The 22,985-nt window shown below is 47.6% G+C and carries 29 protein-coding genes; 6 read left to right on the top strand and 23 right to left on the bottom strand.

Going from position 1 to position 22,985, the window contains the following annotated elements:
* Nucleotides 1-67: 67 nt before the first annotated feature.
* The 13 genes from M1D71_RS24760 to M1D71_RS24820 form a co-directional block, all read right to left on the bottom strand.
* Nucleotides 68-778, bottom strand: a complete 711-nt coding sequence (locus M1D71_RS24760) for an MgtC/SapB family protein (protein WP_076212609.1) — start codon at nucleotides 776-778, stop codon at nucleotides 68-70.
* Nucleotides 779-811: 33 nt separating this feature from the next.
* Nucleotides 812-1,273 (bottom strand): GNAT family N-acetyltransferase, encoded by a 462-nt coding sequence (locus M1D71_RS24765; protein WP_458124079.1) that lies wholly within the window; start codon nucleotides 1,271-1,273, stop codon nucleotides 812-814.
* A gap of 95 nt (nucleotides 1,274-1,368) precedes the next feature.
* Nucleotides 1,369-2,808, bottom strand: a complete 1,440-nt coding sequence (gene gatB / locus M1D71_RS24770) for an Asp-tRNA(Asn)/Glu-tRNA(Gln) amidotransferase subunit GatB (RefSeq protein ID WP_336764717.1) — start codon at nucleotides 2,806-2,808, stop codon at nucleotides 1,369-1,371.
* Nucleotides 2,809-2,834: 26 nt separating this feature from the next.
* Nucleotides 2,835-4,292: an Asp-tRNA(Asn)/Glu-tRNA(Gln) amidotransferase subunit GatA gene (gene gatA / locus M1D71_RS24775; protein ID WP_458124080.1), complete on the bottom strand. Its 1,458-nt coding sequence runs from the start codon at nucleotides 4,290-4,292 to the stop codon at nucleotides 2,835-2,837.
* A 27-nt stretch (nucleotides 4,293-4,319) separates the two neighbouring features.
* A complete protein-coding gene (gene gatC / locus M1D71_RS24780) occupies nucleotides 4,320-4,607 on the bottom strand; it encodes an Asp-tRNA(Asn)/Glu-tRNA(Gln) amidotransferase subunit GatC (RefSeq protein ID WP_076333553.1) in 288 nt (95 codons plus the stop codon).
* 205 nt (nucleotides 4,608-4,812) lie between these two features.
* Nucleotides 4,813-5,196, bottom strand: a complete 384-nt coding sequence (locus tag M1D71_RS24785; RefSeq protein ID WP_458124081.1) for an ATPase — start codon at nucleotides 5,194-5,196, stop codon at nucleotides 4,813-4,815.
* A 217-nt stretch (nucleotides 5,197-5,413) separates the two neighbouring features.
* Nucleotides 5,414-5,647 carry a sigmaY antisigma factor component gene (locus M1D71_RS24790; RefSeq protein ID WP_336764719.1) on the bottom strand — a complete coding sequence of 78 codons (234 nt, stop codon included), beginning with the start codon at nucleotides 5,645-5,647 and terminating at the stop codon, nucleotides 5,414-5,416.
* Nucleotides 5,640-5,975, bottom strand: a complete 336-nt coding sequence (locus M1D71_RS24795; protein ID WP_458124082.1) for a DUF5345 family protein — start codon at nucleotides 5,973-5,975, stop codon at nucleotides 5,640-5,642. The genes M1D71_RS24790 and M1D71_RS24795 overlap by 8 nt, the downstream gene beginning before the upstream one ends.
* Before the next feature lie 2 nt (nucleotides 5,976-5,977).
* Nucleotides 5,978-6,508: an RNA polymerase sigma factor SigY gene (gene sigY / locus M1D71_RS24800; protein WP_336764721.1), complete on the bottom strand. Its 531-nt coding sequence runs from the start codon at nucleotides 6,506-6,508 to the stop codon at nucleotides 5,978-5,980.
* 102 nt (nucleotides 6,509-6,610) lie between these two features.
* The gene (locus tag M1D71_RS24805) at nucleotides 6,611-6,856 is read right to left on the bottom strand and encodes a hypothetical protein (protein ID WP_458124083.1); all 246 of its coding nucleotides are present in this window, start codon (nucleotides 6,854-6,856) and stop codon (nucleotides 6,611-6,613) included.
* A 427-nt stretch (nucleotides 6,857-7,283) separates the two neighbouring features.
* Nucleotides 7,284-7,916 carry an MBL fold metallo-hydrolase gene (locus tag M1D71_RS24810; protein ID WP_458124084.1) on the bottom strand — a complete coding sequence of 211 codons (633 nt, stop codon included), beginning with the start codon at nucleotides 7,914-7,916 and terminating at the stop codon, nucleotides 7,284-7,286.
* A 6-nt stretch (nucleotides 7,917-7,922) separates the two neighbouring features.
* Nucleotides 7,923-8,492: a thioredoxin family protein gene (locus M1D71_RS24815; protein WP_458124085.1), complete on the bottom strand. Its 570-nt coding sequence runs from the start codon at nucleotides 8,490-8,492 to the stop codon at nucleotides 7,923-7,925.
* A 2-nt stretch (nucleotides 8,493-8,494) separates the two neighbouring features.
* Nucleotides 8,495-9,109, bottom strand: coding sequence for a DedA family protein (locus M1D71_RS24820; protein ID WP_145325788.1), 615 nt, complete (start codon nucleotides 9,107-9,109; stop codon nucleotides 8,495-8,497).
* A gap of 160 nt (nucleotides 9,110-9,269) precedes the next feature.
* Here M1D71_RS24820 and M1D71_RS24825 point away from each other — a divergent pair, with 160 nt between their 5' ends.
* The gene (locus M1D71_RS24825) at nucleotides 9,270-9,617 is read left to right on the top strand and encodes a dehydrogenase (protein ID WP_458124086.1); all 348 of its coding nucleotides are present in this window, start codon (nucleotides 9,270-9,272) and stop codon (nucleotides 9,615-9,617) included.
* 153 nt (nucleotides 9,618-9,770) lie between these two features.
* Here the strand turns inward: M1D71_RS24825 and M1D71_RS24830 are convergent, their stop codons facing one another.
* The 5 genes from M1D71_RS24830 to yyaC form a co-directional block, all read right to left on the bottom strand.
* Nucleotides 9,771-11,219 carry an O-antigen ligase family protein gene (locus M1D71_RS24830; protein WP_458124087.1) on the bottom strand — a complete coding sequence of 483 codons (1,449 nt, stop codon included), beginning with the start codon at nucleotides 11,217-11,219 and terminating at the stop codon, nucleotides 9,771-9,773.
* Between the two features lie 1,090 nt (nucleotides 11,220-12,309).
* Entirely contained in the window at nucleotides 12,310-13,551 is a 1,242-nt protein-coding gene (locus M1D71_RS24835; RefSeq protein WP_458124088.1) for a class I SAM-dependent methyltransferase, read from the bottom strand.
* A 95-nt stretch (nucleotides 13,552-13,646) separates the two neighbouring features.
* Entirely contained in the window at nucleotides 13,647-14,351 is a 705-nt protein-coding gene (locus M1D71_RS24840; protein WP_458124089.1) for a DUF6483 family protein, read from the bottom strand.
* Nucleotides 14,352-14,548: 197 nt separating this feature from the next.
* The gene (locus tag M1D71_RS24845) at nucleotides 14,549-15,340 is read right to left on the bottom strand and encodes an alpha/beta fold hydrolase (protein WP_458124090.1); all 792 of its coding nucleotides are present in this window, start codon (nucleotides 15,338-15,340) and stop codon (nucleotides 14,549-14,551) included.
* A 60-nt stretch (nucleotides 15,341-15,400) separates the two neighbouring features.
* Nucleotides 15,401-15,958: a spore protease YyaC gene (yyaC, locus tag M1D71_RS24850; protein ID WP_458124091.1), complete on the bottom strand. Its 558-nt coding sequence runs from the start codon at nucleotides 15,956-15,958 to the stop codon at nucleotides 15,401-15,403.
* A 158-nt stretch (nucleotides 15,959-16,116) separates the two neighbouring features.
* Between yyaC and M1D71_RS24855 the strand changes: the two genes are divergently transcribed.
* Nucleotides 16,117-16,341, top strand: coding sequence for a DUF1128 domain-containing protein (locus M1D71_RS24855; RefSeq protein ID WP_458124092.1), 225 nt, complete (start codon nucleotides 16,117-16,119; stop codon nucleotides 16,339-16,341).
* A 149-nt stretch (nucleotides 16,342-16,490) separates the two neighbouring features.
* Here M1D71_RS24855 and M1D71_RS24860 read toward each other — a convergent pair whose 3' ends face one another.
* Together M1D71_RS24860 and M1D71_RS24865 are read right to left on the bottom strand one after the other, a co-directional pair.
* Complete coding sequence (locus M1D71_RS24860) at nucleotides 16,491-17,216, bottom strand: pirin family protein (RefSeq protein ID WP_458124093.1); 726 nt, start codon at nucleotides 17,214-17,216, stop codon at nucleotides 16,491-16,493.
* 140 nt (nucleotides 17,217-17,356) lie between these two features.
* Complete coding sequence (locus M1D71_RS24865; protein ID WP_458124094.1) at nucleotides 17,357-18,376, bottom strand: asparaginase; 1,020 nt, start codon at nucleotides 18,374-18,376, stop codon at nucleotides 17,357-17,359.
* A 178-nt stretch (nucleotides 18,377-18,554) separates the two neighbouring features.
* Between M1D71_RS24865 and M1D71_RS24870 the strand changes: the two genes are divergently transcribed.
* From M1D71_RS24870 to M1D71_RS24885, 4 genes are all read left to right on the top strand, one after another.
* Entirely contained in the window at nucleotides 18,555-19,256 is a 702-nt protein-coding gene (locus M1D71_RS24870) for a phosphatase PAP2 family protein (RefSeq protein ID WP_458124095.1), read from the top strand.
* Nucleotides 19,257-19,391: 135 nt separating this feature from the next.
* On the top strand, nucleotides 19,392-19,649 hold the full coding sequence (locus tag M1D71_RS24875; protein ID WP_145325797.1) for a GlsB/YeaQ/YmgE family stress response membrane protein: 258 nt from the start codon (nucleotides 19,392-19,394) through the stop codon (nucleotides 19,647-19,649).
* A gap of 64 nt (nucleotides 19,650-19,713) precedes the next feature.
* On the top strand, nucleotides 19,714-20,121 hold the full coding sequence (locus tag M1D71_RS24880; RefSeq protein WP_458124096.1) for a YtxH domain-containing protein: 408 nt from the start codon (nucleotides 19,714-19,716) through the stop codon (nucleotides 20,119-20,121).
* 82 nt (nucleotides 20,122-20,203) lie between these two features.
* A complete protein-coding gene (locus M1D71_RS24885) occupies nucleotides 20,204-20,569 on the top strand; it encodes a DUF5665 domain-containing protein (protein ID WP_458124097.1) in 366 nt (121 codons plus the stop codon).
* A 17-nt stretch (nucleotides 20,570-20,586) separates the two neighbouring features.
* On the opposite strand, the gene M1D71_RS24890 is transcribed toward M1D71_RS24885, so the two are convergent.
* From M1D71_RS24890 to rsbW, 3 genes are all read right to left on the bottom strand, one after another.
* The gene (locus M1D71_RS24890) at nucleotides 20,587-21,615 is read right to left on the bottom strand and encodes a magnesium transporter CorA family protein (RefSeq protein WP_458127350.1); all 1,029 of its coding nucleotides are present in this window, start codon (nucleotides 21,613-21,615) and stop codon (nucleotides 20,587-20,589) included.
* A 130-nt stretch (nucleotides 21,616-21,745) separates the two neighbouring features.
* Complete coding sequence (locus M1D71_RS24895) at nucleotides 21,746-22,519, bottom strand: sigma-70 family RNA polymerase sigma factor (protein WP_145325800.1); 774 nt, start codon at nucleotides 22,517-22,519, stop codon at nucleotides 21,746-21,748.
* Entirely contained in the window at nucleotides 22,516-22,968 is a 453-nt protein-coding gene (gene rsbW, locus M1D71_RS24900) for an anti-sigma B factor RsbW (protein WP_062836469.1), read from the bottom strand. Before rsbW ends, M1D71_RS24895 begins: the two co-directional genes overlap by 4 nt.
* Between the last annotated feature and the right edge of the window lie 17 nt (nucleotides 22,969-22,985).

The raw sequence follows: 22,985 nt of genomic DNA on the forward strand, positions 1-22,985 counted from the left end.
CTGGAAGAAATATGGATATGACCAAAAACCCTCCGGCACTGCTGGCCTGTGGAGGGTTGTCATTCATTTATTCGATCGAAACTTTGGTCACGTGTTCCCACTGTCTCAACTTGGATACCAGCCCTACTGTTTCGAAATCATGCGGTACCTGGACATGCAGCACAATCTCAATTTTGCGTTCAACCGATATCATCTCTGCATATGCCAGGTCTTGTTCATTCACAGTAATTTTACGGATCTTGATCTTCTCCTGCTCCATACATGAAGACAGTTGTTCCAGAAAACCGGGTTCTGACAAGGTATGAAGTGTAACGACATGCATTTTGTTCCCTCGTAAATACCTCAGCTCCAGTTTGTTAAATACCCAGAGATTAAGCAATACCAGGACGGTGGAGACGATCGATGCAAAAAAGAATCCCGCACCTGCTGCGAGCCCAATGGCTGCAACAACCCAGATTGAAGCTGCCGTAGTCAATCCGGTGATGGATTTTCCCGTGAAGAGAATTGTCCCTGCTCCCAGGAATCCGACACCAGTAATTACAGCTGTAGCTAGACGAGCTGGATCGATCCTTACATTTAATTCATTAGCAAAATCTTTAAAGCCATAAACAGACAACATCATAATCAGTGCAGAGCCCAGACACACCAAAATATGAGTACGCAAACCAGCAGCATGATTGGACCGTTCCCGCTCCAGGCCTACGAGCCCTCCAAGCAGCATAGCCAGTAATAATCGTAATAAAATGTGCCACTCATCAATGAACCAGGGATCGCCCAAAGTTGGTATTCCTCCTCCAAGTTTTTAACGTTATTAAAGTTTATTCTTGTGAAAAGTCGTTAATTCCACTCCAGGTGCAATCTGTATGACTTCTACGGGCTCAAAACCAAATTTGGTGTACAGTTTCACAGCGGGTTGATTCAGCGTTCCTGTGGAGACGATGTAACGCGGAACATCCGCATGCTGTTCTAACACATACGCCATCAAAGATGCGGCGATTCCCTTGCGAAAGTGATCCGGGTGCACCATCATTCGTGTAATAGTCAGTGTGTTCTCCTCTTCCTCCGCTACAGCGACAGCCCCGATAAGTTCTCCCTCATCATGGACACCATAAAAGTGCTCTCCACAATCCCGAAGTGTCTCCATCGTATCCATCAAAGGAGGAATCTCCTGAAATCCGATGATTTCAGCTTCCAATCGATAGGCTGCATGTTGAAGTCTCCATAACTGTCCCAACGTCTCCTGATCACTTAGTGATAATATTTGAATGTTCATATCTGTTCCCCCGTCTGAATTACTTTCGTCTCTTTCATAACAAAAAGAGGCTGTCACAGGGACGAGCCTCTTTCTGTCCGGCCTCACCGGAAGGATTAGCGGTTCAGTACATCTGCAAGCAGTTGGTTGGCGAGGGCGGGATTCGCCTTGCCTTTGCTTTCTTTCATAACCTGACCAACGAGGAAGCCAATAGCTTTCTGTTTACCAGCCTTATAATCTTCCACAGATTGAGGATTGTTCGCCACAACTTGCTCCACGATGGCAAGAATGGCACCTTCATCACTAATCTGCACAAGACCCTTCTCTTCAACGATCTGCTGAGGAAGCTTACCGCTCTCGAGCATTTCCTTAAATACCGTTTTGGCGATTTTGCTGTTAATGGTGCCCTTCTCAAGCAAGCCAATCATCTCACCCAAACCTTGACCTGTTAGTGGAACCTGAGTCACCTCGAGGTTGCTTGTATTCAGGTAACCCAGCAAATCGCCCATGATCCAGTTGGATACGGATTTGGCATCCTGAGTGAATTTCAGGCTATCCTCAAAAAGATCAGCAATAGCTTTCGATGAAGTAATAACCTCTGCGTCATAGCTAGGCAACCCATAATCAGCCGTATAACGAGCCTTACGTTCGTCTGGAAGCTCAGGTATGGTAGCCTTGATTCGCTCTTTCCAGTCTGCATCAATATGCAGCTTCACCAGATCCGGGTCCGGGAAATAACGGTAGTCATGCGCCTGTTCCTTACCACGCATTGATAGTGTTTTTCCTTGAGCTTCGTCCCAACGACGCGTCTCCTGAACCACTTCACCGCCATCATCCAGAATTTCAGCCTGGCGATACTGTTCATATTCCAGACCACGCTGCACACCACGGAAGGAGTTCATGTTTTTCAGCTCGGCTCTTGTTCCCAGCTTCTCCTGTCCATGTGGACGCAAACTGATGTTGGCGTCACAACGCAGTGAACCTTCTTCCATCTTCACGTCCGATACATCACAGTACTGCATGATCGCACGCAATTTTTCGAGATACGCACGTGCCTCTTCCGGAGAAGAAATCTCAGGTTCGGATACAATCTCCACGAGTGGAGTACCGACACGGTTAAAGTCCACCAAAGACGCGTACCCACCATCGATATGCGTGAGCTTCCCTGCATCTTCTTCCAAGTGAAGACGCGTGATGCCGATTCGTTTCGTTTCACCATTCACTTCGATATCAATCCAGCCGTTCTCACCGATTGGTTGATCGAATTGCGAGATCTGGTAGGCTTTTGGTGAATCGGGGTAAAAGTAGTTTTTACGGTCAAACTTGCTGACATCAGCAATCGTACAATTCAGGGCCATCGCTGCCTTCATCGCATAGTCTACAGCTTGACGATTCAGTACAGGCAATACGCCAGGATGCCCAAGGCAGACCGGACAGGTATGCGTATTCGGCGGAGCTCCAAAAGCTGTGGAGCAGCCACAGAAAATTTTGGAGTTCGTGTGCAACTCCACGTGGACCTCAAGTCCAACGACCGTTTCATATTTAGATGCGGACATTTCTATATTCCTCCGTTCCGGGCAGTCTACAGCTGCGGACGCTGCTTGTGGAATTCTGTATTTTGTTCAAACGCATGCGCTACACGCAATACGGTCGTTTCATCAAATGCCTTACCGATAATCTGCAGGCCTACTGGCAATCCTTCCGAGAATCCACATGGAATACTAACGGCAGGTACACCAGCCAGATTGACCGGAATCGTCAGAATATCGTTCAGATACATCGTAAGTGGATCATCCACCTGTGAACCCAGTTTGAACGCCGTTGTTGGCGCAGTTGGTCCGATAATGACATCATATTTGGCAAATACATTGTCGAAATCCTGTTTGATCAATGTACGAACTTTCTGTGCTTTCAGATAATAAGCATCATAGTAACCCGAGCTGAGTGCATACGTTCCAAGCATGATGCGTCGTTTCACTTCAGGACCAAAGCCTTGACTGCGGGATTGATGATACAGATCCAACAAGTTGTCCGGATTGTCTGCACGCACGCCATAACGTACACCATCAAATCGAGCCAGGTTCGAAGAAGCTTCCGAAGAAGCAAGCAGGTAATACGTAGCCACCGCATATTCGGTATGCGGAAGGGATACTTCTTCCCATGTTGCCCCGAGTCCTTCGAGAACTTTCAATGCAGACAGAACTGTCTCTTTCACTTGTGGATCGACGCCTTCACCGATGTATTCTTTCGGAACGGCAATACGAAGTCCTTTGACATCACCTGTCAGTCCGCTCAAATAATCGGGGATCTCCACTTTTGCAGATGTCGAATCTTTGGCATCATAACCAGCAATGGCTTGCAATACATAGGCAGAATCTTCAACATTTTTCGTCAAAGGTCCAATCTGATCCAGGGATGAGGCAAATGCCACAAGACCAAAGCGGGAAACAAGTCCATAAGTCGGCTTCAATCCAACAACACCGCAATACGAAGCAGGCTGTCTGATGGAGCCACCTGTGTCTGATCCGAGTGTAAAGTATGCTTCTCCCGCAGCCACAGCTGCTGCAGAACCACCACTGGAGCCTCCTGGAACACGATCAAGTGCCCATGGATTACGTACAGGGGAGAAACTTGAATTCTCATTGGAGCCGCCCATGGCGAATTCGTCCATGTTGAGTTTACCAATAGTTACGGTGTCCGCAGCTTTCAATTTCTCGACAACTGTCGCATCATACACCGGGTCGAAATTACGAAGAAACTGGCTACCGCACGTCGTGCGCAGTCCGTTTGTAACGATGTTATCCTTAATGCCTACAGGCAGGCCGAAAAGCAAACCTTTCTCCTCGCCGCTAACCAGACGGTCATCCAGTTGACGTGCACGAGCGCGTGCTTGTTCTTCATCCAGTGCCAAATATGCCTTAACTTTATCATCATGCGCGCCAATGTTCTGATACGCCTGATCCACCAGATCGCTGACCGACAGCTCTTTGGCATGCAGCTTGTTATGTAACTCAGGCAACGATTGTTCAAATAAACTCACTGTTTTTGTCCTCCTTCCGGTTATCCGTTATTCCATTACAGCAGGCACTTTAAACTGCCCGTCTTCTTCTTCCGGTGCATTGCGCATCACCTGTTCAATCGACAGGCTTTCTTTGGTCTCATCATCACGCATGACATTGCTTACGTGCAGAACGTGAGTGGTGGGTTCAATGTCTTCTGTATCCAGCTCATTCAGCTTTTCTGCATATTTTAAAATCGCGTTCAGCTGACCTGTCAGGGTCTGTTCTTCTTCAGCAGTCAAGTTGAGCCGGGCCAGCTTGGCCACATGCTGAACGTCATTATTCGAAATACTCATTAGCGGATGCCTCCTTCATTCGTTCTGATTCCCGAAACGACCTGAAACGAATCGCTCGTTTAACGGGCTAAAGTCTCAAGATAACTTTTTTCATTATAGGTGAGATAGTTCGACAATTCAATGCAAATGACCTGACAGGCTTCCGGGAAGCTAAAATCAAACTTATAAAATAAAAAAGAGCCGGCATCAGCCGACTCTTAAAATTCTAAATCCATGCACGCAGATTAACCTGCTTTATAAAATCCGCCTGTGACATAACATCGTTCGCGGTTTCCTCTTCCTCTTCCACAATTTGAAAATCTCCGTTCATCAGATGATGAAACAGCTTCTCATTGTGTGTCGCAAGGGCGTAATCTATCAACGCTTCTCGCTCGACCCGCTCAGCTTCCTGCTTCAGCAGAACCTCTTCCAGATCGACGTCGCCGGATGGAACAAAAAAGTTCCGGTTCACCTGCGGCACTCGAAGCACGTAATCGAACGCATTGTCCGGATTCCGGTCATAAGCGATGATGAAACCATATTCCCCCACAGGAAGATTCTGCTCAAACGCATCCGCGACGATGACAACCTTCTCTCCTAATCGCAGCATCGTCTAACCTCCTGGTAGTCTATCATTAATATTTATCTGTATAGTCTACTAGAAAAGAATAACGATGTCTAGGAATACTAGAATTAAACAACATATTTGTGCAAAATCTTTTTTCTCTGCACTAATGTGTTTAAGAAGATCGGTTTTCAGTACCGTGAAGATGGGATGAAGCTAGAAATGGAGTAGCGAACTTTTTATACAACCTCTATTAAAACGATCATATTTTCTTGTTTTGTGTACCTGGCTTGCGTTGTGATCGAATCACAACGAACCAGTATATGATGAGCGGCGTGGGAAATCCGGTGATCCCCCATAATCCCCATAACCAGGGGAAACGTCCACGTTTGCGTGCGTCCTGAAAGATCCATGTGCCCTGAACCAGAAGAAAAATGCCAAGCAATGTAAGCCACAGTGGAGAAATCTCATCCAATGAATAATGCATTTTATTCATGACGAACCTCCTTCCGGCGCCGTCCTGCCCAGATCACAGCCAAAATCACCGCAATAGCTGTACCAAGAGCCTGGATACCCAAATATAGAGCTGGAGCAGATACAAAAAATAATGCCCCGAACGTAATGGCAAGCAATCCAACCACCCAGAAACATATCATCTCGATCCAATTGGCTCGACGTCTAATCTGTCTCCGTTCCCTGACTTGGGATTCAAGTGAACCCAAGGAAGGAATACTTGTCGGCTCAAATGTATCATCCAGCACTTTCATGTGTTGCTGCAATCGTTCTACAACTTCTTGTTCTTGTGCATCATCTGATCTGCCCATCCTTATTCCAGCTCCTTTCTTAACTGACGGAGACCATAAGCTGTACGTGACTTCACCGTTCCGGCAGGAATACCCAGCATTTCCCCGATCTCGTCATACCCGTATCCATAATAATGCTTCAGTAGCACTGCTACACGATGTTCGGGTGTCAGTCTTGTCATCGCATCCATGACATCTGTCCATTCTTCATTCCGAGTCTCAAGCTGCCAGCGGAATCGACGTACAGCCTGATCCCGGATGAGAGCAAGCCAGTTCTGTTCTCTCTTCTTACGTCTTGTCTTATCGATATAGATGCGGGTCGCAATGGTGATCATCCATGATGAAAAGGCAGACGTGCCATCATATCGATGGATATTTTCCATACAACGAATCATCGTATCCTGCACCGTCTCTTCTGCGAGGTTAGCGTCCATTGTCACTTTGACAAGATACTTATACACAAAAGTGTAGTGACGTTGCAACAACGCTGCTAGTGCGCTATCGTCTCCCGATACTGCTCTGCGTACCTCTTCAAGCTCAGCTGTTTTTATCATGAAAATCACCTGCTTCCCGTTCAATCTGGAGTTAATACGACAGGCTCTGCAGAAACGTTCAATGGACTCAAAAAAAATTAAACCCGACAATTTCCCGGGCAATCAGACTTGATTCCGGTAATCTTGCAGTTTGTCGAACCACGGTTGGTTGCAGGCTCCGTTTATTAGTACACGGCTTGTCCATATATTCTGCTGAGGCTTGATCACTTCATTGGTCACGCTAGGATTATGTATTAAAGATCGGTTAGTACCTGTTTCTCTTTTTCCACTATCCAATATGCGACGGTTTTCTTCAATAATCAGATACTCGACACGCTGTCCCAACGGAATGACTCTTGTTTTCTCCACTTTGATATCCCCCGCTCTCATGATCTATATAAGTTGAACTAAAGATTATTTACACTGACACTACGATGACAGAATAACCTTCCAATCGCCGTTATCGTGTAAATGATTAGTTCAACTTATATACTATTTTCTTAAATTCATCATTTCTAAATCAATTCGTACTTGCTATTGGTCTCAAACTGGATTGTTATGAAGCACATGTCATGCATCTCTATGTAGGGTGAAACTGGCTGATTTTTCGATAAAAAACGGCTGAAAATAAAAAAAGAACGCAAACCGGGTATAGACCACAGTCTGCGTGCTTCGCGAGGTTGGTGTTTCTTGGTAATACTTCAGTTAGTTGATGCCTTAACGCTTGTAACAACTAATTGCTATTCTAATGAAAAAGTTGTCACTTGTCCAGACTTTCTTCACATATCCTGTCGGATTATCTTGCGGACACGTAAGGATTGTTCTGTTTCTCATAACCAATGGTCGTTTTGGGACCATGACCTGGGTACACTTTCACTTCATCTGCAAAGGTGTAAAGCTTGTTCTGGATCGAATCGATCAGATCCCGTTCACGTCCTCCGGTCAGGTCCGTTCTGCCCACACCCATGCGGAACAGCACATCACCGGCAAACAGGTCATTACCACAAAGCAGACTTACACTTCCTGGTGAGTGTCCAGGTGTATGGAACACTTTAAACGTATGACCAATCAGATTCAGCTTCTGTCCTTCGTCCATGGCATATTCGGCAGGATCTGTCGAAAGCGGCGGTGTCGCCTGCGGCCAATTCAAAGATCCATTTAATTTTGGGGTTGTCAGCCAGTCACTCTCCAAATCATGAAGATACACGGGACATCCCTTTAATTTACGGATCTCATCTACCCCACCCATATGATCAAAGTGAGCATGAGTCAGGAGAATGGCTTCGATCTCCAAGTCTTGGATCACCTTAAGCAGCGGCCCTGGATTCATGCCCGGATCGATAATGACTGCTTTACCCGGATCATCTCCCTGTAACAGATATGCATTGGTTTGAAGCGGGCCTAGTGTAAACGTACGAATGTTAAGCATATCGGCTTAGTAACCCGAAATCAGTTCACGCAACTCACGGATAATGACTGCATGTGACTCCGTTCCTTTCCCATAACGTTTACCTATCTCTTGACGCGCTACAGCTAAATTTTCTTGATAGTCTGCTGCTTCACGATCCGGATTAAGGCGTTTGAATTCAATCATAACTTCCTGTACATGCTGCGGACGAGGTCCCCACTGACCCAACACATGGCCACCTGTATCGGCGAAAATAACGATTGGCACGGAACGGCCACCCATCGTCAGAAACTCATCCATCACTTCTGGATGGTTCTCCATAATCAGAACTTCTGTTGGGATTCCTGAGATTTCAAGCGCCTGGAACACAACCGGAATATTGCGTACAACATCTCCACACCAGTCAGCAGCCAGAATTAACACACGCAGATCGTCGCGATGGTTCAGGCTCTCAAAGAACTCACGATCCTCTTCATTCGACCATGTAAAGTTATCGTAGTTGGCCTGAAATTCACTTTGGTTCTTGGTCATACTCTCGATGAAATCCTTTGGTGGCAGACCTTTACCGAATTTGTGAGACAAGTTGGGTTTACCCATAACTATACACTTCCTTTCTTTTTACGAGCATTCATCCATTTAATAAGTACATAAACAATCATAAGGGCGAGAGCGACCAACAAAATAGGCATAACATACGGTGCCGCTTTCTCATCAATATGCTTCCATTGATCTCCAAGAATCATCCCTAAATATATAAACAATGCAGTCCAAGGTATAACAGCGAGTGTAGTAAGCAAGATGAATTTGCCTGCGTGCATTTTCGTGATGCCAGCCGGGATGGAGATTGCATGCCGTACCACCGGGACAAAACGAGCCGTGAAAATGACACCTGTACCATACTTGCGGAACCACTCTTCGGAATGGTCGATGTGTTTTTTCTGGATGAGTATGTATTTACCGTAGCGTTCAAGTACAGGTCTGCCGCCATAACGGCCAATCCAGTAAATAAATAACTGGGCAATCACACCGCCCACTGTTCCGAAAATCATAGCACCGAAAAAGTTGATATTACCTTGTGAAACGAGAAAACCTCCATACGCCAGCACAATTTCGCTCGGGATGACTTCCATCATTAATCCAAGCATGATTCCAAAGTATCCTAGACTTTGAATCCAATCGAACAATTGGCCGACAAGGTTATGAATAAAGTCCATCTCAACCCTCTTTCTCCATCCTGATTGGCGGTGCCCCTCCGCACCATGGATGTTCGTCCCTATTTTATCACAGGGCTGTGGACGTTGCTACTTCACAGGGCTGGGATAGTGTCCCGTTTGCAGCGGTTCGCATATGGTATGGGGAGAGGAGCGTGAAAAGATGTCACACAAGTCAATACCCGGTTCTCCACCGGTCAAACATAAGCAGTCCGGTCAAAACCTTCCTTCCGCCAGGGGAATTCGCCGGGCATGCAGCAAAGAACTATACCGCACAGCCAAACGGCTGAAGGTGTACGTCTCCCCCGAACGAATGAAGGAGGCGGAAGAATGTTATTACCGTAAGGTGATTGCGAACCTGCTCTGGATCGGGGAGAATCGCGACAACCGCAAAAAATTATGTGAGTGGTGGAACACGGATGTCAGTGCAGAGATCGCTGCGCTATGGGAAGTGGATGTTGAGCCATTAAAAGATGCATTTCAGCATGCATTTGGCGGGTATCGTCTGTAGATATGGGGCAATGAGGTAGGTAGGCGGAAAAAAAGTTTATGTTGTCTACCTGTACATGAAAATGGCTTAACAGTTAACCCTCTTCATTCTCATGCATTGAATCTGTTCATTTGATAAAAGCAAACAGGTAAGCCATTAAGATCCAGCTACGGTTCAATGATTCCGCATGGTCAACTCTGGAGTAAATGGAGCGGAAGCAAGCTTGCGCAGGTTCTCTCCATAATCAAGAGCATGTTCCTCCATTACAAAACGACGATCATTATGAACGTTCCCTGCTTCCACTTTCTCCACCAACAAACGATAACGTTCATACATCTGTACACCAGCGGCGGCAGTCTGTTGGGCTCGATCCGTGAATCCTGCCTCCCATTCCCGCCGCGCTGCCTGTTCCATCCAATATAAAGCCGCGGATTGGCCAATGCCATCATAGCGATTCAATGCGATAGCTTGCTTAAAATATTTTCCAGCCCGCTGCCCCTCTCCGAATTGGGCTGCCAGTCGCCCCAGTTCGAAGTAAATCTGAGGGTGCACAGGGGAATGGGACAGGCTGTTCAGAAGGAGTGATTCTGCTTCTTGCCCCGTTAGAGATCGTGCAAGGGATAAGATAATATCTGGTCGATTCGGATTCGATTGAAAGGCAGCCATAAGATGTGCCTTTTGTACGGGAGTTCCATCCGATTCAGACATCGTCTGACGGTACTGCACTTCTGCTAAGGCGTATCGGGAGGTCAGCCAGACTGTTCCACCGAGCCAGAACAGGATAATCATCACTACTGATGCCCGTATTCCCCGATAAGTTAAACGCTGAAGAAAATGAGAGAAGGACCGCATCGGTAAAGATAATAGACGGGATTGGGTTAGTGGAGAATCGGAGAGATGAGGTCTGGGTGGGTTGTATTCGACAGTTCCCCCGGATTGCTTGTCCTCCACCTCTTCCATCTTCAATGCAGCTGCCCAAGCACCGAGCCAGATGAAGAGCATCCAGAATAGTGTGAAGCTCCAGTCAAAGTCCATCGCCCCATGCAGGCCAAAAATAAGCAAAGATGGCATGAGCTGCGGTGCAACGTGAAGCATGCTTCGCAGGGTGAGGAGAAACCACCCTGCGACAAGCAGGATGCCGATCAAGCCCGTGTCCAGGGCAAGATCGAGCAAGCCGTTGTGAACCTCGCCTCCGACATAAGGCGAGGATTGAATGGCGCGGAACATGTTGCGCCATGTATCTCCCCCGTGGCCAAGCCATGCGGCCTCGGTCCACAGCGTTAGGGCGTCCCGCCACAGGTGCAGGCGGGACACCCCTGTGCCGACACCAGCCGCGAGGCGATCGGCAGTGGAGGCTACGGCCATCAGTGCGGCGGCGGTTCCCGCCAGCACGATGGCCGTCAGGGCAGCGGCGCGAGTCTTGGCGGCGCCGCTGTGCCATAGGCGGCACAGCAGCAGCGTGCCGAGCAGCGCAGCTGCCCATGCCCCGGCCAGTGCCAGCAGGCCGGGCACGGGTGCAGGCGCCAGCTGGGCAGCAGCCAGCTGGCGGTACAGCCAGGCCGCGCACGCCAGTGGCGCGGCCATGGCCAGCAGCAGCGGCAGGCGGGCACCGCGCCGCTGCAAAGCGAAGGCGGCGACCGCGGCGCAGCCGGTCGCCAGCCAAGCGCCGCGCGACTCGCTCAGCAGGAGCGCGGCTTGCGCAGGCATGAGCGGCAGCACTGCCGCGATGAGTCGCCCGGCCGGAACAGGCCGGGCTATGACTCGGGCGGCGGCCGTCAGCCGCTCCAATGCGTACATGCCGACAACGGCACCGTACGCATTCGGATACTGCAATAATCCGCCGAGACGGGCACCGGCGGAGCTGATCTCGGGGTCAGCAGTCCGCATCACCCCGAAGGGCAGCGGCCATACCCCGCACACGGCAAGGATGCCGCTTAGCACGAGCAAGCCGCCCGCCATCTGCCAACCGCAGGCTAACCAGCACGCACCATCCGTACGCGCAGCCAGTATTGCGGTGAGCAGAGTAAACATCGCAAGCAGGCTCCACCGCAGCATCTCATCTATACTGCCTTGTTTACTCACCGAGCCTGCCCATGCATGTAGGGCGTAACAAATCATCATCGCCAGCGGCCACAACACCCGCCACATTCCCGGAAATCGAAATATTTTCTCAACTATTCGTTCACTCGCCTTCTGTGGACGAACACCTACAAGGAACAGGGTTACCAGGATCAAGGTGCTTCCTGCTGCGATCAGAAGAACAGAATATAGATCGGTGGAAAAGTACAATCCCCGACTCAGACATCCTGCGAGCAGCAGGACAATGGAGAGTATACCCACCGCACCAGTCCATCCTAATTCTGAATAACGTTTACGCCTCAAACTTTGAGAAAAACTACCTGCCCCCTCAGTTTGGATAACTCCATCTCCATGGTGAGACCTGTCAAAGGCGTGTTCCACCCTTTCCTCGTTCTCCGCATGCCCTCGTCTACTCCTTAAAATTCCCTCGTCTTTTGTCCAATCTTTCACCCAGATCCACCTCCATTCACCGCTCCACATGCACAACAAAAAGACAGAAGTTCCCGATATCGGGTCCTTCTGTCTGATAGATCTGACAGTTATGATGTTGCTTGCTACGAAGTATATGCACTGTATTAAAATTTACATTCAGAGACCCTAATTGCAGTATGTCCCTGGATTGTCATTGACACACTTAGCAAAGATCGCAATTCGCGGAATCCTGAAGGGCTTCTTTGCTCGATTTCTCGCTGATCTGCTTGCCATCGCCTGGAAGCAAATCTGCACAAGCCCGCTCCAAATATGGATCGGCATGAATGAAATCACGGAAAGCTGTATATTCATTCCACATATCCGTTATCTGGCCTGCTTGACCGCGAACGGCACGAATCAATATATTTTTGGGCGTATGCTCCATATCGATGAATTCAAGCAGTTGTGTTTTGTATCCCATCAGGTCCAGCAGCTTGGCACGAATCGCATCCGTAGCCAGTGCCGAGAAACGTTCCTTCAGGATGCCATGGGACAACAATGGATTCATCACGGAAGATTCAACCTGGTCAAACAGCTCGTGCTGACAGCAAGGCACAGACAGAATGACTGAAGCGCCCCAGCGAACCGCCTTCTCCAAAGCCGCATCGGTAGCTGTATCACAAGCATGCAGCGTTGCGACCATATCCACTTCATTGAGTTCATCGTAGTCGGCGATGTCTCCAACCAGGAACTTCAGGTCACCATAATGTAATTTGTTAGCCAAATCATTACAATGTTCGATGACATCAGCCTTCAAGTCGAGACCGATAATCTTGAGCGAACGCCGTTGTTGTACCGACAGATAATGATACAAAGCAAATGTCAGATAAGACTTGCCACAACCAAAATCAACGATGGTAAGCGGACGTCCCTCGGGTAGATGCGGAATGACATCCTGCACCATTTCGAGGAACCGGTTGATCTGTCTGAACTTGTCATACTTACGAGCCAGCACACGACCTTCTTCATTCATAATACCAAGTTCAACGAGGAACGAGACGGGTACTCCCTCTTCCAATACATATTGCTTCTTGCGATTATGCGACAAATCCACCGCAGTCTTGGATGCAGATTTAGTCAGTATGGATACTTTATATTTTTTGCTGATCAAAATTTGATAGTCCGCCTCGGTCGTGCAGAGCAGCCCTTGACGAAACGTCTCTTCGCATAGCAAAGTCATGCGATCCGCCGCTTCAGCCGGAGTCAAATTCTCGTGCAGCACTTTGTTGTTATAATGAAATGCAAATTGATAATGCAGCTGATTCTTCAGTGTCACCGGCTTGACTTGCACTTTGGTATACGAGACATTGTCCCGTCTGCGCAGCTGGCTCCAGGTCGCTGTAATCAGCGAATTCTGTTCAAAGATGTCTTGTATAAGCTTTCGCAATGAATCCACGGGGTACATCTCACTTTCGGTTTGGTTTGGTCAACCGTTACCATACCACACTTCCGTCCCCTCTCCAAGTGAAGGCATGTAACAAGCCTTGATGCAATCCATATTTATGAGCTCATCCCTTGACGATTGAGTTCAGCTAGCCCCTCTTCAACTTCGTTCCGTGGCAGACCACCTTGCTCCAGTTGTTCATCCGTGAGATGGCTCAACCTTTCGTAGAACGCCTGCACATCAGCTCGATAATTCACCGGGAATTCAGCACCAAGCCGTAACAATCTGTACCAACTGTTCTCTGCCTGGTCATACCGTCCTTGTTGCTCACGATACAGGGCAAGCTGTCTTTCGGTTCGGGCAGGGAGTTCATATTCTATCGTGAGCCCCAATATACCCTCCAACCGTTCCGGTGCGTCCAATAACTTAGGATTAGCGCCATGATTCAATGCATACAGGTAAAAATGAAGTGATCTCATCATTCGAATGAGGGCGTCATCCTCTGCGTCCATTCTCTCCTGATCATCTATGCCTTCCACTCTGGCCTTCTCTTGATAAATGTAAGCTTCTTCTTCAATCAGCCTGGCGGCTTGCTGCAGATTGTCCACTTCGATAACTCCGCGAAAACGGAACATTTCTATGACATCCTCCGCTGGCAATGAATTCAGTAAAGATAAGTTCAACCCAAACTGTCTGCGCATCAACTCATCTAGTTCAGACAAAGCCTCGGTGTGCTTACGTTGCTGTTTGAGCGTGAACACTTTGCCAATGGCCTCTGTCATTTCCTCCAACATGCGGAGCAGATAATCTTTTCTGAACATGCTTCATGCCCCCTCATCGTTCGACCCTGTCAATTCACTCGTTCTCACATCGTCCCTTTATAATTATTTTAATTCATGCCATGACAAAAAGCCAAAAACAAGACTTGTGCGTCTATGTTCTGGCCCTAACGCACCTAACCCCCGCCTGTCCCAAAGGGACGTTGCAGGGGTTGGACTTGAATGGTACTGGTACTAATTTACTTTGAAAATCCTGCCATGAATTGCTTAATGACCTGAATTAACTGTTCAGGAGCTTCGTACATACTCATATGCCCCGCACCAGCAATAACGGCTTGCACGATATGCGGCTTGTCACTTGTAAATGTGCGTTCTGGTGGGATAACCGCATCCTTCTCTCCCGCAACCAGCAATACAGGTAATGGGGTTGCCGACAATACATCACGACGATCCGGCCTTTCCCGCATAGCAAGTGCAGCGCCGACAGCACCTTGAGGTGCTGTCTGGTAACCAATTTCCTTCACACGTGTTACTTGCGTAGATAACGTCTCCACATGTTCTGGTGCGAATAGGCCGGGAACCAGTCCATCTACAAAATTCACGATACCTTCGGTCTGAATGGTGGATACAGCGCGAAGGCGTTTCTCCTTGGCTTCTTCACTGTCCGGATAGGCTGTGGAATGAATCAGACCAAATGCATTCAGGCGTTCCGGATGGCGTTGTGCGATTGAGAGCGCAATGTATCCGCCCATCGAGTGTCCCAGGAGAACAGCTTTATCCACATTTAGTTCATCCATCAATTGTAATACATCGTTGCCCATCTGCTCGATGGTATAACTCCCTACAGGTGCATCTGTTTTTCCGTGTCCACGCAGATCAGGTACGATACAGCGATAGCTGCGTGCCAGCTCAGGTACGACCTCATCCCAGTACGATGAACTGCCACAGTATCCGTGGAGCAAAATGAGTGCTTCTCCCTTACCTTGTTCGGCATAACAAATCGTCGTTCCATCACACATCACTTTTTCCATATGAATCCCTCTCTCTGCGCGAATGATATAATTCAGGTTGTATATTATTAAGCCTGCGTATCATGAATGAAACGTTTGTCTCCATTTCCATGCTTCGATTGCAGCGTCTGCAATCGTTCGTGACATCCCCATAACCAAGTGAAGCGAGGTCATCTGCAATATGGAATAGGGCCTTGGCCCATTGGCATTGACCACAGCTGCTACACTATATTGTCCGACAGGCGGCAGCTTGCCTCCAACTGATTGAGCTGGAATGAGTGGGTTATTCGAGAGATAGTATGTACCTACAGCATTCTTGGGACCCAGACACGCATCAATTGCTATGATGGCATGATGTGGCGAAACAAGTGCCAATTTTTTCTCCAGATTATCTGCATCACAAGGGGAAGACAACGTGCCGATCACATTCTCCATTCCGTTCTCTTGCAGTAAACTTCCTGTCAGTGGACCCAGCGCATCCCCGGTGGAACGATCGGTGCCGATGCAGACAAACGTGATTTCATCTAAGGAATGAAGTTGAACAATGTTTTTGAAAAACAAGACCAGATCCCCTGCAGGTACACCTTTGCGGACTTCCCTTCCTTGATGGCGAACCATTTCTCGCTTATACGCAGCCAAGCTGTATTCCCTCCAGTACACCCAGGTCTCCATTGACCCCTGTTGTTGTATCCATTATTGTAACCGATGCTTCGTCTCCCCGCAAAAGCATTGGCCTGAGCACTTCCAATCATGATACAATAACAAGAGTTTCCGATACGGAAGGGATGATCTTAACGATGGATTTAACACAAGCAACAGCAGCCAATATGGAATATATGATTGAAGCGATCAAAACCAAACTCCGGATGGCAAGCGGTGCCGCCATGCAAGCTTCGGCATTTCCACTTGAGAAATACGAAGATCTGTATGACCTGTATGAAATGATTTTGGGTAAGGAACATCTCAGTATTTCTGAAGTGGAAGCTGTCGCTTCGGAACTGGGCAAACTTCGTAAAGCCTAGTGCAGTATTGCTTTTGGTCATCTGCGACCTCTATGAAGACATATTCAAGAACAAGCCAAAAAGGGATCTGTTTCCACGTTCATGTGGAGGACAGGTCCCTTTTTGCTTAGTAATATTTCAAGGCTATCCTTATTGGATAAACATGAACATTAAGGCAGGTCAACCAGAACAAATTCGGCAGGTTCGCTACCTGTGCTCGTGATTTGCAGATCACAGCTTTTGCGAATTCGTGCAGCATCCCCCGGCTTGAGGTTGAAATTGCCATCCGAACAATTAATCTCGATATGTCCACTGATCAGGAAAAGATGTGTACGCCGATCTTCGTGCTGCGGGTACATCAACTTCTTACCGGATTCCAAATGGGACAAGTAACAGGTTACATCCTGGGAAATAGCCAATGCGCCCTCGGTTCCCTCGCCGCCTTGCCCTGATACAATCGGACATAGACGATTCAACTGTTCCTGAGCCTCTACCCTTCGATTCGTATAGGAAGGTTGTAGCATACGTTCAGATGGCAAAAACCACATCTGGAGGAAATGTACCGGTTCATCCATTGACGGATTGGTCTCGGAATGCTCCACTCCCGTACCTGCGCTCATAACCTGAACCGTGCCCGGCTCAAGTAATTGTTCTGTTCCCATGCTGTCCGTATGCTTGAGCGTACCTGATATGACATAACTGACAAGTTCAAGATCATGATGTGGATGCTTCTTAAAGCCTTCTTGCGGCATCAGCGTGTTATCATTATGAGCGAGCAGACAACCAAAATGGGCATTACTAGGATCATCATAATCCGCAAAGGAAAAGCTGAATTCACTGTGTATCCAACCTCGATCCGACGTGTGCCTTTCTTCCGATGTCACCACTTTAATCATGGTTCATCCACCTCCAAGGGTTTAGAGCTGCCACATTACTGCGGCAGTCCGTGCGTGTATATGAATTGTATAGATGAATACCAGTTGGTATGTCATCTTTACCCGGGGTCCGGCAACTCTAATCACGCCCCTTCTTAAGGTTATAGGCTATCTGCAAGTGAGCGCAGGAGGAACTCACTATCTGTATGACCAACAAGGTTCCCTGCATCATTTCGAATGCCAGATGGAAAGACTTCAGCCAGTCGTGCAATAGTTTGCTTATTGGAATAACCAATCTGTTTCAGAATGGATTGGGTAATGATGGCCCACTCATCTTCGGAACCATCAAGAACCTTGAAGGTGATTCCCAGTCGTTCCTTTTTCAGGCCGAATCCGAATACACCCTTGAATCCACCTTTCGCTACAATGTTATCGTCTTCCAAGAGCACTGAATCTACACGCTCTGTGCCACCTACCATCAACGGATGTTCATTCATGGCCGACGTGATGGTCTCGACAGCTTTCCTTGTGAAAGGATCAGCGATAAGATCGGGACAAGCGAGTTTCAGATAGGCGTTCGATAATGCTGACAACGGCAAAGAAAATACCGGAAAGCCGCAGCCATCCGTCCCAAGTTCAATCTCTTTTTCCTCAATACCCGCCATATCGGCAAAGGTCTCAAGAATTTCACGTTGCACTGGATGATCCGGCTCAGCGTAACTGCCCAGATCCACCTGCTTCATCTGACTGTATCCTAGAATTCCCAGATGCTTGCCGGAGCAGTTGTGTAAAATGCGACGTTTCTCCCCTTGTCCGCGCAGCCATTCATTTCGGCTTTCTTCATTAAGCGGATAGCTCGGAGCACAGATCAAGCACTCTTCACCCAACCCTATTTTACTAGACAACTGTTCAAGCACCCGGATATGTTCGGGTTCCGAGCGATGCGAGGAGGACATGATAGCAATCTCCTGTGCTGACAGGCCATAGTGATCAGCAATCCCTGCCCGAATGCCTGGTATAGCCTGAAAAGGTTTGGCTGATGAACGTGTGAACGCTCGAAAATGAGGATCGCCAGCCGAGTATACGATTCGACCCTGCTCATCCGTAATGCTTATGTGTCCGTAATGGGCGGATTCCATAACGCCTGCACGGTATTCTGTAATTAACAAGTCACTCTCCATGCGAGTTCTCTCCTTTATGCTCCCGAATTCATCTCTGCTTTGCGTCACGACGCCGCATGGGATATCTTAAATAGTATAGTACAAAAACGACGTTTTTACAGTTTTTTCGACAGGTATTTCGGGTATACCTATATTCATCTAGATTCATCTATTACAACTACTTAAGGAGAAACTCACTATGCCGCGCAAATCGTATCTACCATCCTCATCCGGTTCAACTCCCGGCATGTTATTACGCCCCTTGCTCAACTGGAGTTTGGCTGGTATGGCGCTCAGCGCTTCGGTCGTATTCATCCTGGCAGCTCAAGGTGCCTGGTTGGGCGCTGATGGTATCATTCGTCTGGATGATTGGATTCAGCAATTACTTTATTTGGATTCGGATTTACGCCTCCTCCTGTTCCCTTATGCTGCATTCATAACAGCACTGGGCTCATTCAAGATCTCTGCTGTGGCTGCAGGAGGTTTTGCTCTTCTTTTATTCATGCAACGCAGTCCAAGGTTTGTTATATATGGATATACGATCTTGGGGAGCTTTGCCGTGATGTGGATTCTGAACACGTTATTGAAGGAATTTTTCAAACGGAGCCGGCCTGAACTGGATCATCTGCTGGTCGTTCACGGATACAGTTTCCCCAGCGGTCATGCGATGATCTCCATGGGTTTCTACGGCATGCTCTTTGTAATCTGGGCGATTGAACGACAACGGAATAACTCTTCTGGTATGCGGCTTCCTGTTCTATGCGGCATTATTTTTATTTTTTTGATTGGCATCAGCCGCATCATGCTGGGCGTTCATTATCCTACGGATGTATTTACGGGGTTTGCCGCTGGATTGGCATGGATCTTCTGCATGATTAAAGGCATTAAACGCACCGGTTGAAGAATGGATTTCTCCAATTTCCAGATCGTTCATCCTCATCTTTGTTGTTTCACAGGGGTGCACGGCGTTTATATACGAAGTAAGCAAACGCGAACAGACAACATCCTACATCAAGTTTAAAAGGAGGCGGTTGTTATGTGGGGCATCATTATCAGCATTGTGATGGCTGTCATCATCGGTTTGATCGGAGATGCACTAGCCGGTCACAATATGCCTGGAGGCATCATCGGTGCAATGATTGCCGGATTTGCCGGAGCTTGGCTGGGAGCACTTTTGCTTGGTAACTGGGGACCGGTTATCGGTAACTTTGCCATTCTTCCTGCCATCATTGGTACAGCGCTCTTTGTTTTCTTGCTGGGGCTTGTGTCCAGACTGCTAAGACAGGCTGCCTGATTCGGGCAACAAGGTGTTCGGTGTTTCGTATTTGTTTCTTAATTTGAAGAAGGAGTGATTAGACATGAATAAAGTAGAAGAACAATATCCTGTACAGACGGGTTCGACTTTCGCCAAAGGAATTTTCATCGGGGGTTTGCTGGGAGCAGCTGCAGCTCTACTCTTCGCGCCTAAACCAGGACGTGAATTACGAGGTGATCTTTCCGAGAAAGTAGGCATGGTTACTGATCGTACGAAAGAAGTGGCAACCGTTGTAGGTGACAAAGCCTCTGAACTGGCTAAAACGGTCTCCTCCAAAACTTCTGAAATTGCGAAAACGGTAAATCAAGGTCGTAATGATGTAATGGACTCTGTACGAAAAGCGTCCGCTGATGTGGCTAACGAAGCATCCCGTGCATCTGATGAAGTGGCTGCCGCTTCCGTAGAAGCGAAGGAAGATGCGCGTAAAGAACTAAACTCGCCTAGCCTGTAAGGGGATGTAGATCGAGTGACCAATAGCCAGCTGCATTCCAGCTGGCTATTTTTTATCCAATGCGAATGGGAGGAAAAGGAGCATGAGCAAAGTTACAATCAACGGTAATACTCCAGTTACGGGAGGAACACCGGGGCAACAGTATGATACGAGCGAGCACCCTTTTGAATTAAGACATGAGGTAAAGCGGCTAAATACCCGTCTGGACCAGATTGCGGACAGTCTGGAGAGGGCACAGATCAAAGATATTATTGAGAATTACAGCAGTCCCAAAAAGCGGATCATTACCAACTTTACAGCAGGCATGGCACGAGGACTCGGTCTAACCGTGGGGACCTTTGTTGTTCTGGGTTTGCTGGCGTTCATTCTGAGTCAATTCGTCAATATGCCGATTGTTGGACAATACATTGCTGATTTACTTGGCTATATTGAAGATTACAAAAACTAAGAGGACTAGCCGATAGGCTATCCCCTACGTGTTTCAGTTGCTCCTTTTTTCTCGACCTCTTCAGCTGAAGGCTGCGAAGACTTCACTTTCAGCAGGTCTCCTGTCCACCCTTTCATCATCAGCCATACATACATGCCGATCATGCTAAAGATAATCAGTCCGATGACCAGTACAACTCCCCAGCTCTTGTCGATCAGGGGCAGATTCTCAAAGTTCATGCCCCATATCGCTCCAGCAGCCGTTGCCGGTATGAATACAGCTGTAACTATAGTTAGCGTCTTCATAATCTCATTTCCACGAACCCCTGAGATTGCATTATCAATAGAGATTAAGGTGTCAATCTCTTTCTCATAGTGATTGAACAGACGCTCCATCCGTTCTACACGATATTGAAGCTGTAGAAAGAAACGATTGTCTTTCATCTCACTCAGGTAAGCTTCATGGGCAGCGGCCATGAGTTCCGAGTACGGGATAAACAGATTGCTCCAGTATAACAATTCAAATCGGGCAGCGAGAATCTGGTCCATCAAGGTGCGTGCATTACGAGACTCCATCTTTCGTTCCAAATCACGCAGGTTCATCTCAAAATGATCCATCCCCACATGGTAGTAATGAAGTAGAGCTCGAAAAAGTACGAACATGCCATCCCTGGCTACCGTACATTGTTGCAACATATTCGCACGTTCATCTGTCTTCATAATGCCTCTTGTGTTGTCATCCATATTCAAGGTAACCAGGTTGGTGCGATCGACATAAAAGAACATCTGATTATCTTTTCGTTTGTCATCTCTCTCATTCTTAATCGCATATAACAAGGAGCCAAATATGATGGGCTCCGTACCATTCACGAAACGGACGGACAAATAATTCGATTCCACTTCCGAAATTTTATGAAGCCAATACTGCATATCCGGAAATGCCTCTGTCAGCTCCTCCAAGGCATTATTCATGCTATCCGTGTCAGGTGCAACCCAATCCCACCATTGCCAATGATCTGAGCAAGATAACTTGTCTCGACGAGCTTCCAGCTTGATTTGGTCCACAATCACAATATCCACTCCTGCACATATGTTTATAGCATACAACCTTTTTAATCCCAAAAAGGACACGTATGTATTCCAACGGAATTACGTGTCCTTCTTTATGCCGTGCTCAAAAATATCAGGGATTCATCTTTCATAGCATTGAAGCATTGGACATGATCTGTTTCAATTTCTCTGTAGCTCGCTTCTGAATCCGAGATACACTCATCTGTGAAACACCAAGCTTCTGGGCAATTGCCCGCTGAGACTGACCATCCTGGAATGCTAGAATAAGTACCTTCTGTTCCTGTTCCTTCAATTGTGCCAATGCCTGTTGCAAGTCCATCCGTTTTTCGACTGAATCGAAGTCATTTACATCTGCACTGATCAGTTCTCCCAATGTGGCTGCACTGTCATCCTGAGATAACGGAGAATCCAGTGACACATAGTGGTAACATTCCCGACCAGCCAGAACTTCAATCGTCTCTTCTGCAGTCAAATCAAGGTATTCAGCAATCTCGTTCACACCTGGTGAGCGCTCCAGCTTAACGGTTAACTCATCAATGGCATGCTGCACAAGTGCTCCCTTTTCCTTGATCCTCCGGGGCACCTGAATATACCAGGATTTATCTCGCAAATAGTTCTTCATATGACCGATCATGCTCTTCATGGCATAAGGTTCGAATGGGATACCCAGGTTGATATCATATTGCTTGAGCAAACGAATCAATGCCATCTGCCCGGTCTGATACAAGTCCTCGTACAGATCGGGGCGATTCCGAGCAATTTTACCTGCTGCCATTTTTACCATCGGTTCATATTTACGGATTAGAACTGTTGCAATTTCGTTATCTTGGGTCTGTTGGTATTCCCAGATCAAACCTATTGCTTCAGACATGGACTCTGGGGGAGTCACTTTTTCACTCATACTTTCTCCTCACTTCTTGCAAGACGTTTTACGAGTACTACTTTCGTACCTTTGCCCGTCTCACTTTCCACACTGACATCGTCCATCAAGGCTTGCATCAGGTAAAACCCGAGTCCGCCAATCTGAGCTTCTGTCAATTCTTTGTCGTGAAGACCGGCACGTGACACAGCAGGATTCATGTTCTCGAAGCTGGCACCTTCGTCTTTAACAGTAATGGACAATGTTTCGCCATCCACTTCAAATACGACTTCAACCATACCGCCTTCGTGTGAGTAGGCATACAGTACAGAGTTGTTACAGGCCTCGGATACAGCAACTTTCATATCCTCAATGTCTTCATAAGAGAATCCCATTTTGGATGCTACTCCATAAAGATTGAGTCTTACAATATCAACGTAATCAGCTGTCGCCGGTAAATTAAGGGTGACTCTTTGAACTTCTGCATTCATTCCTTTTTCGATCCTTT

The sequence above is a fragment of the Paenibacillus sp. Z3-2 genome, from assembly GCF_054161325.1.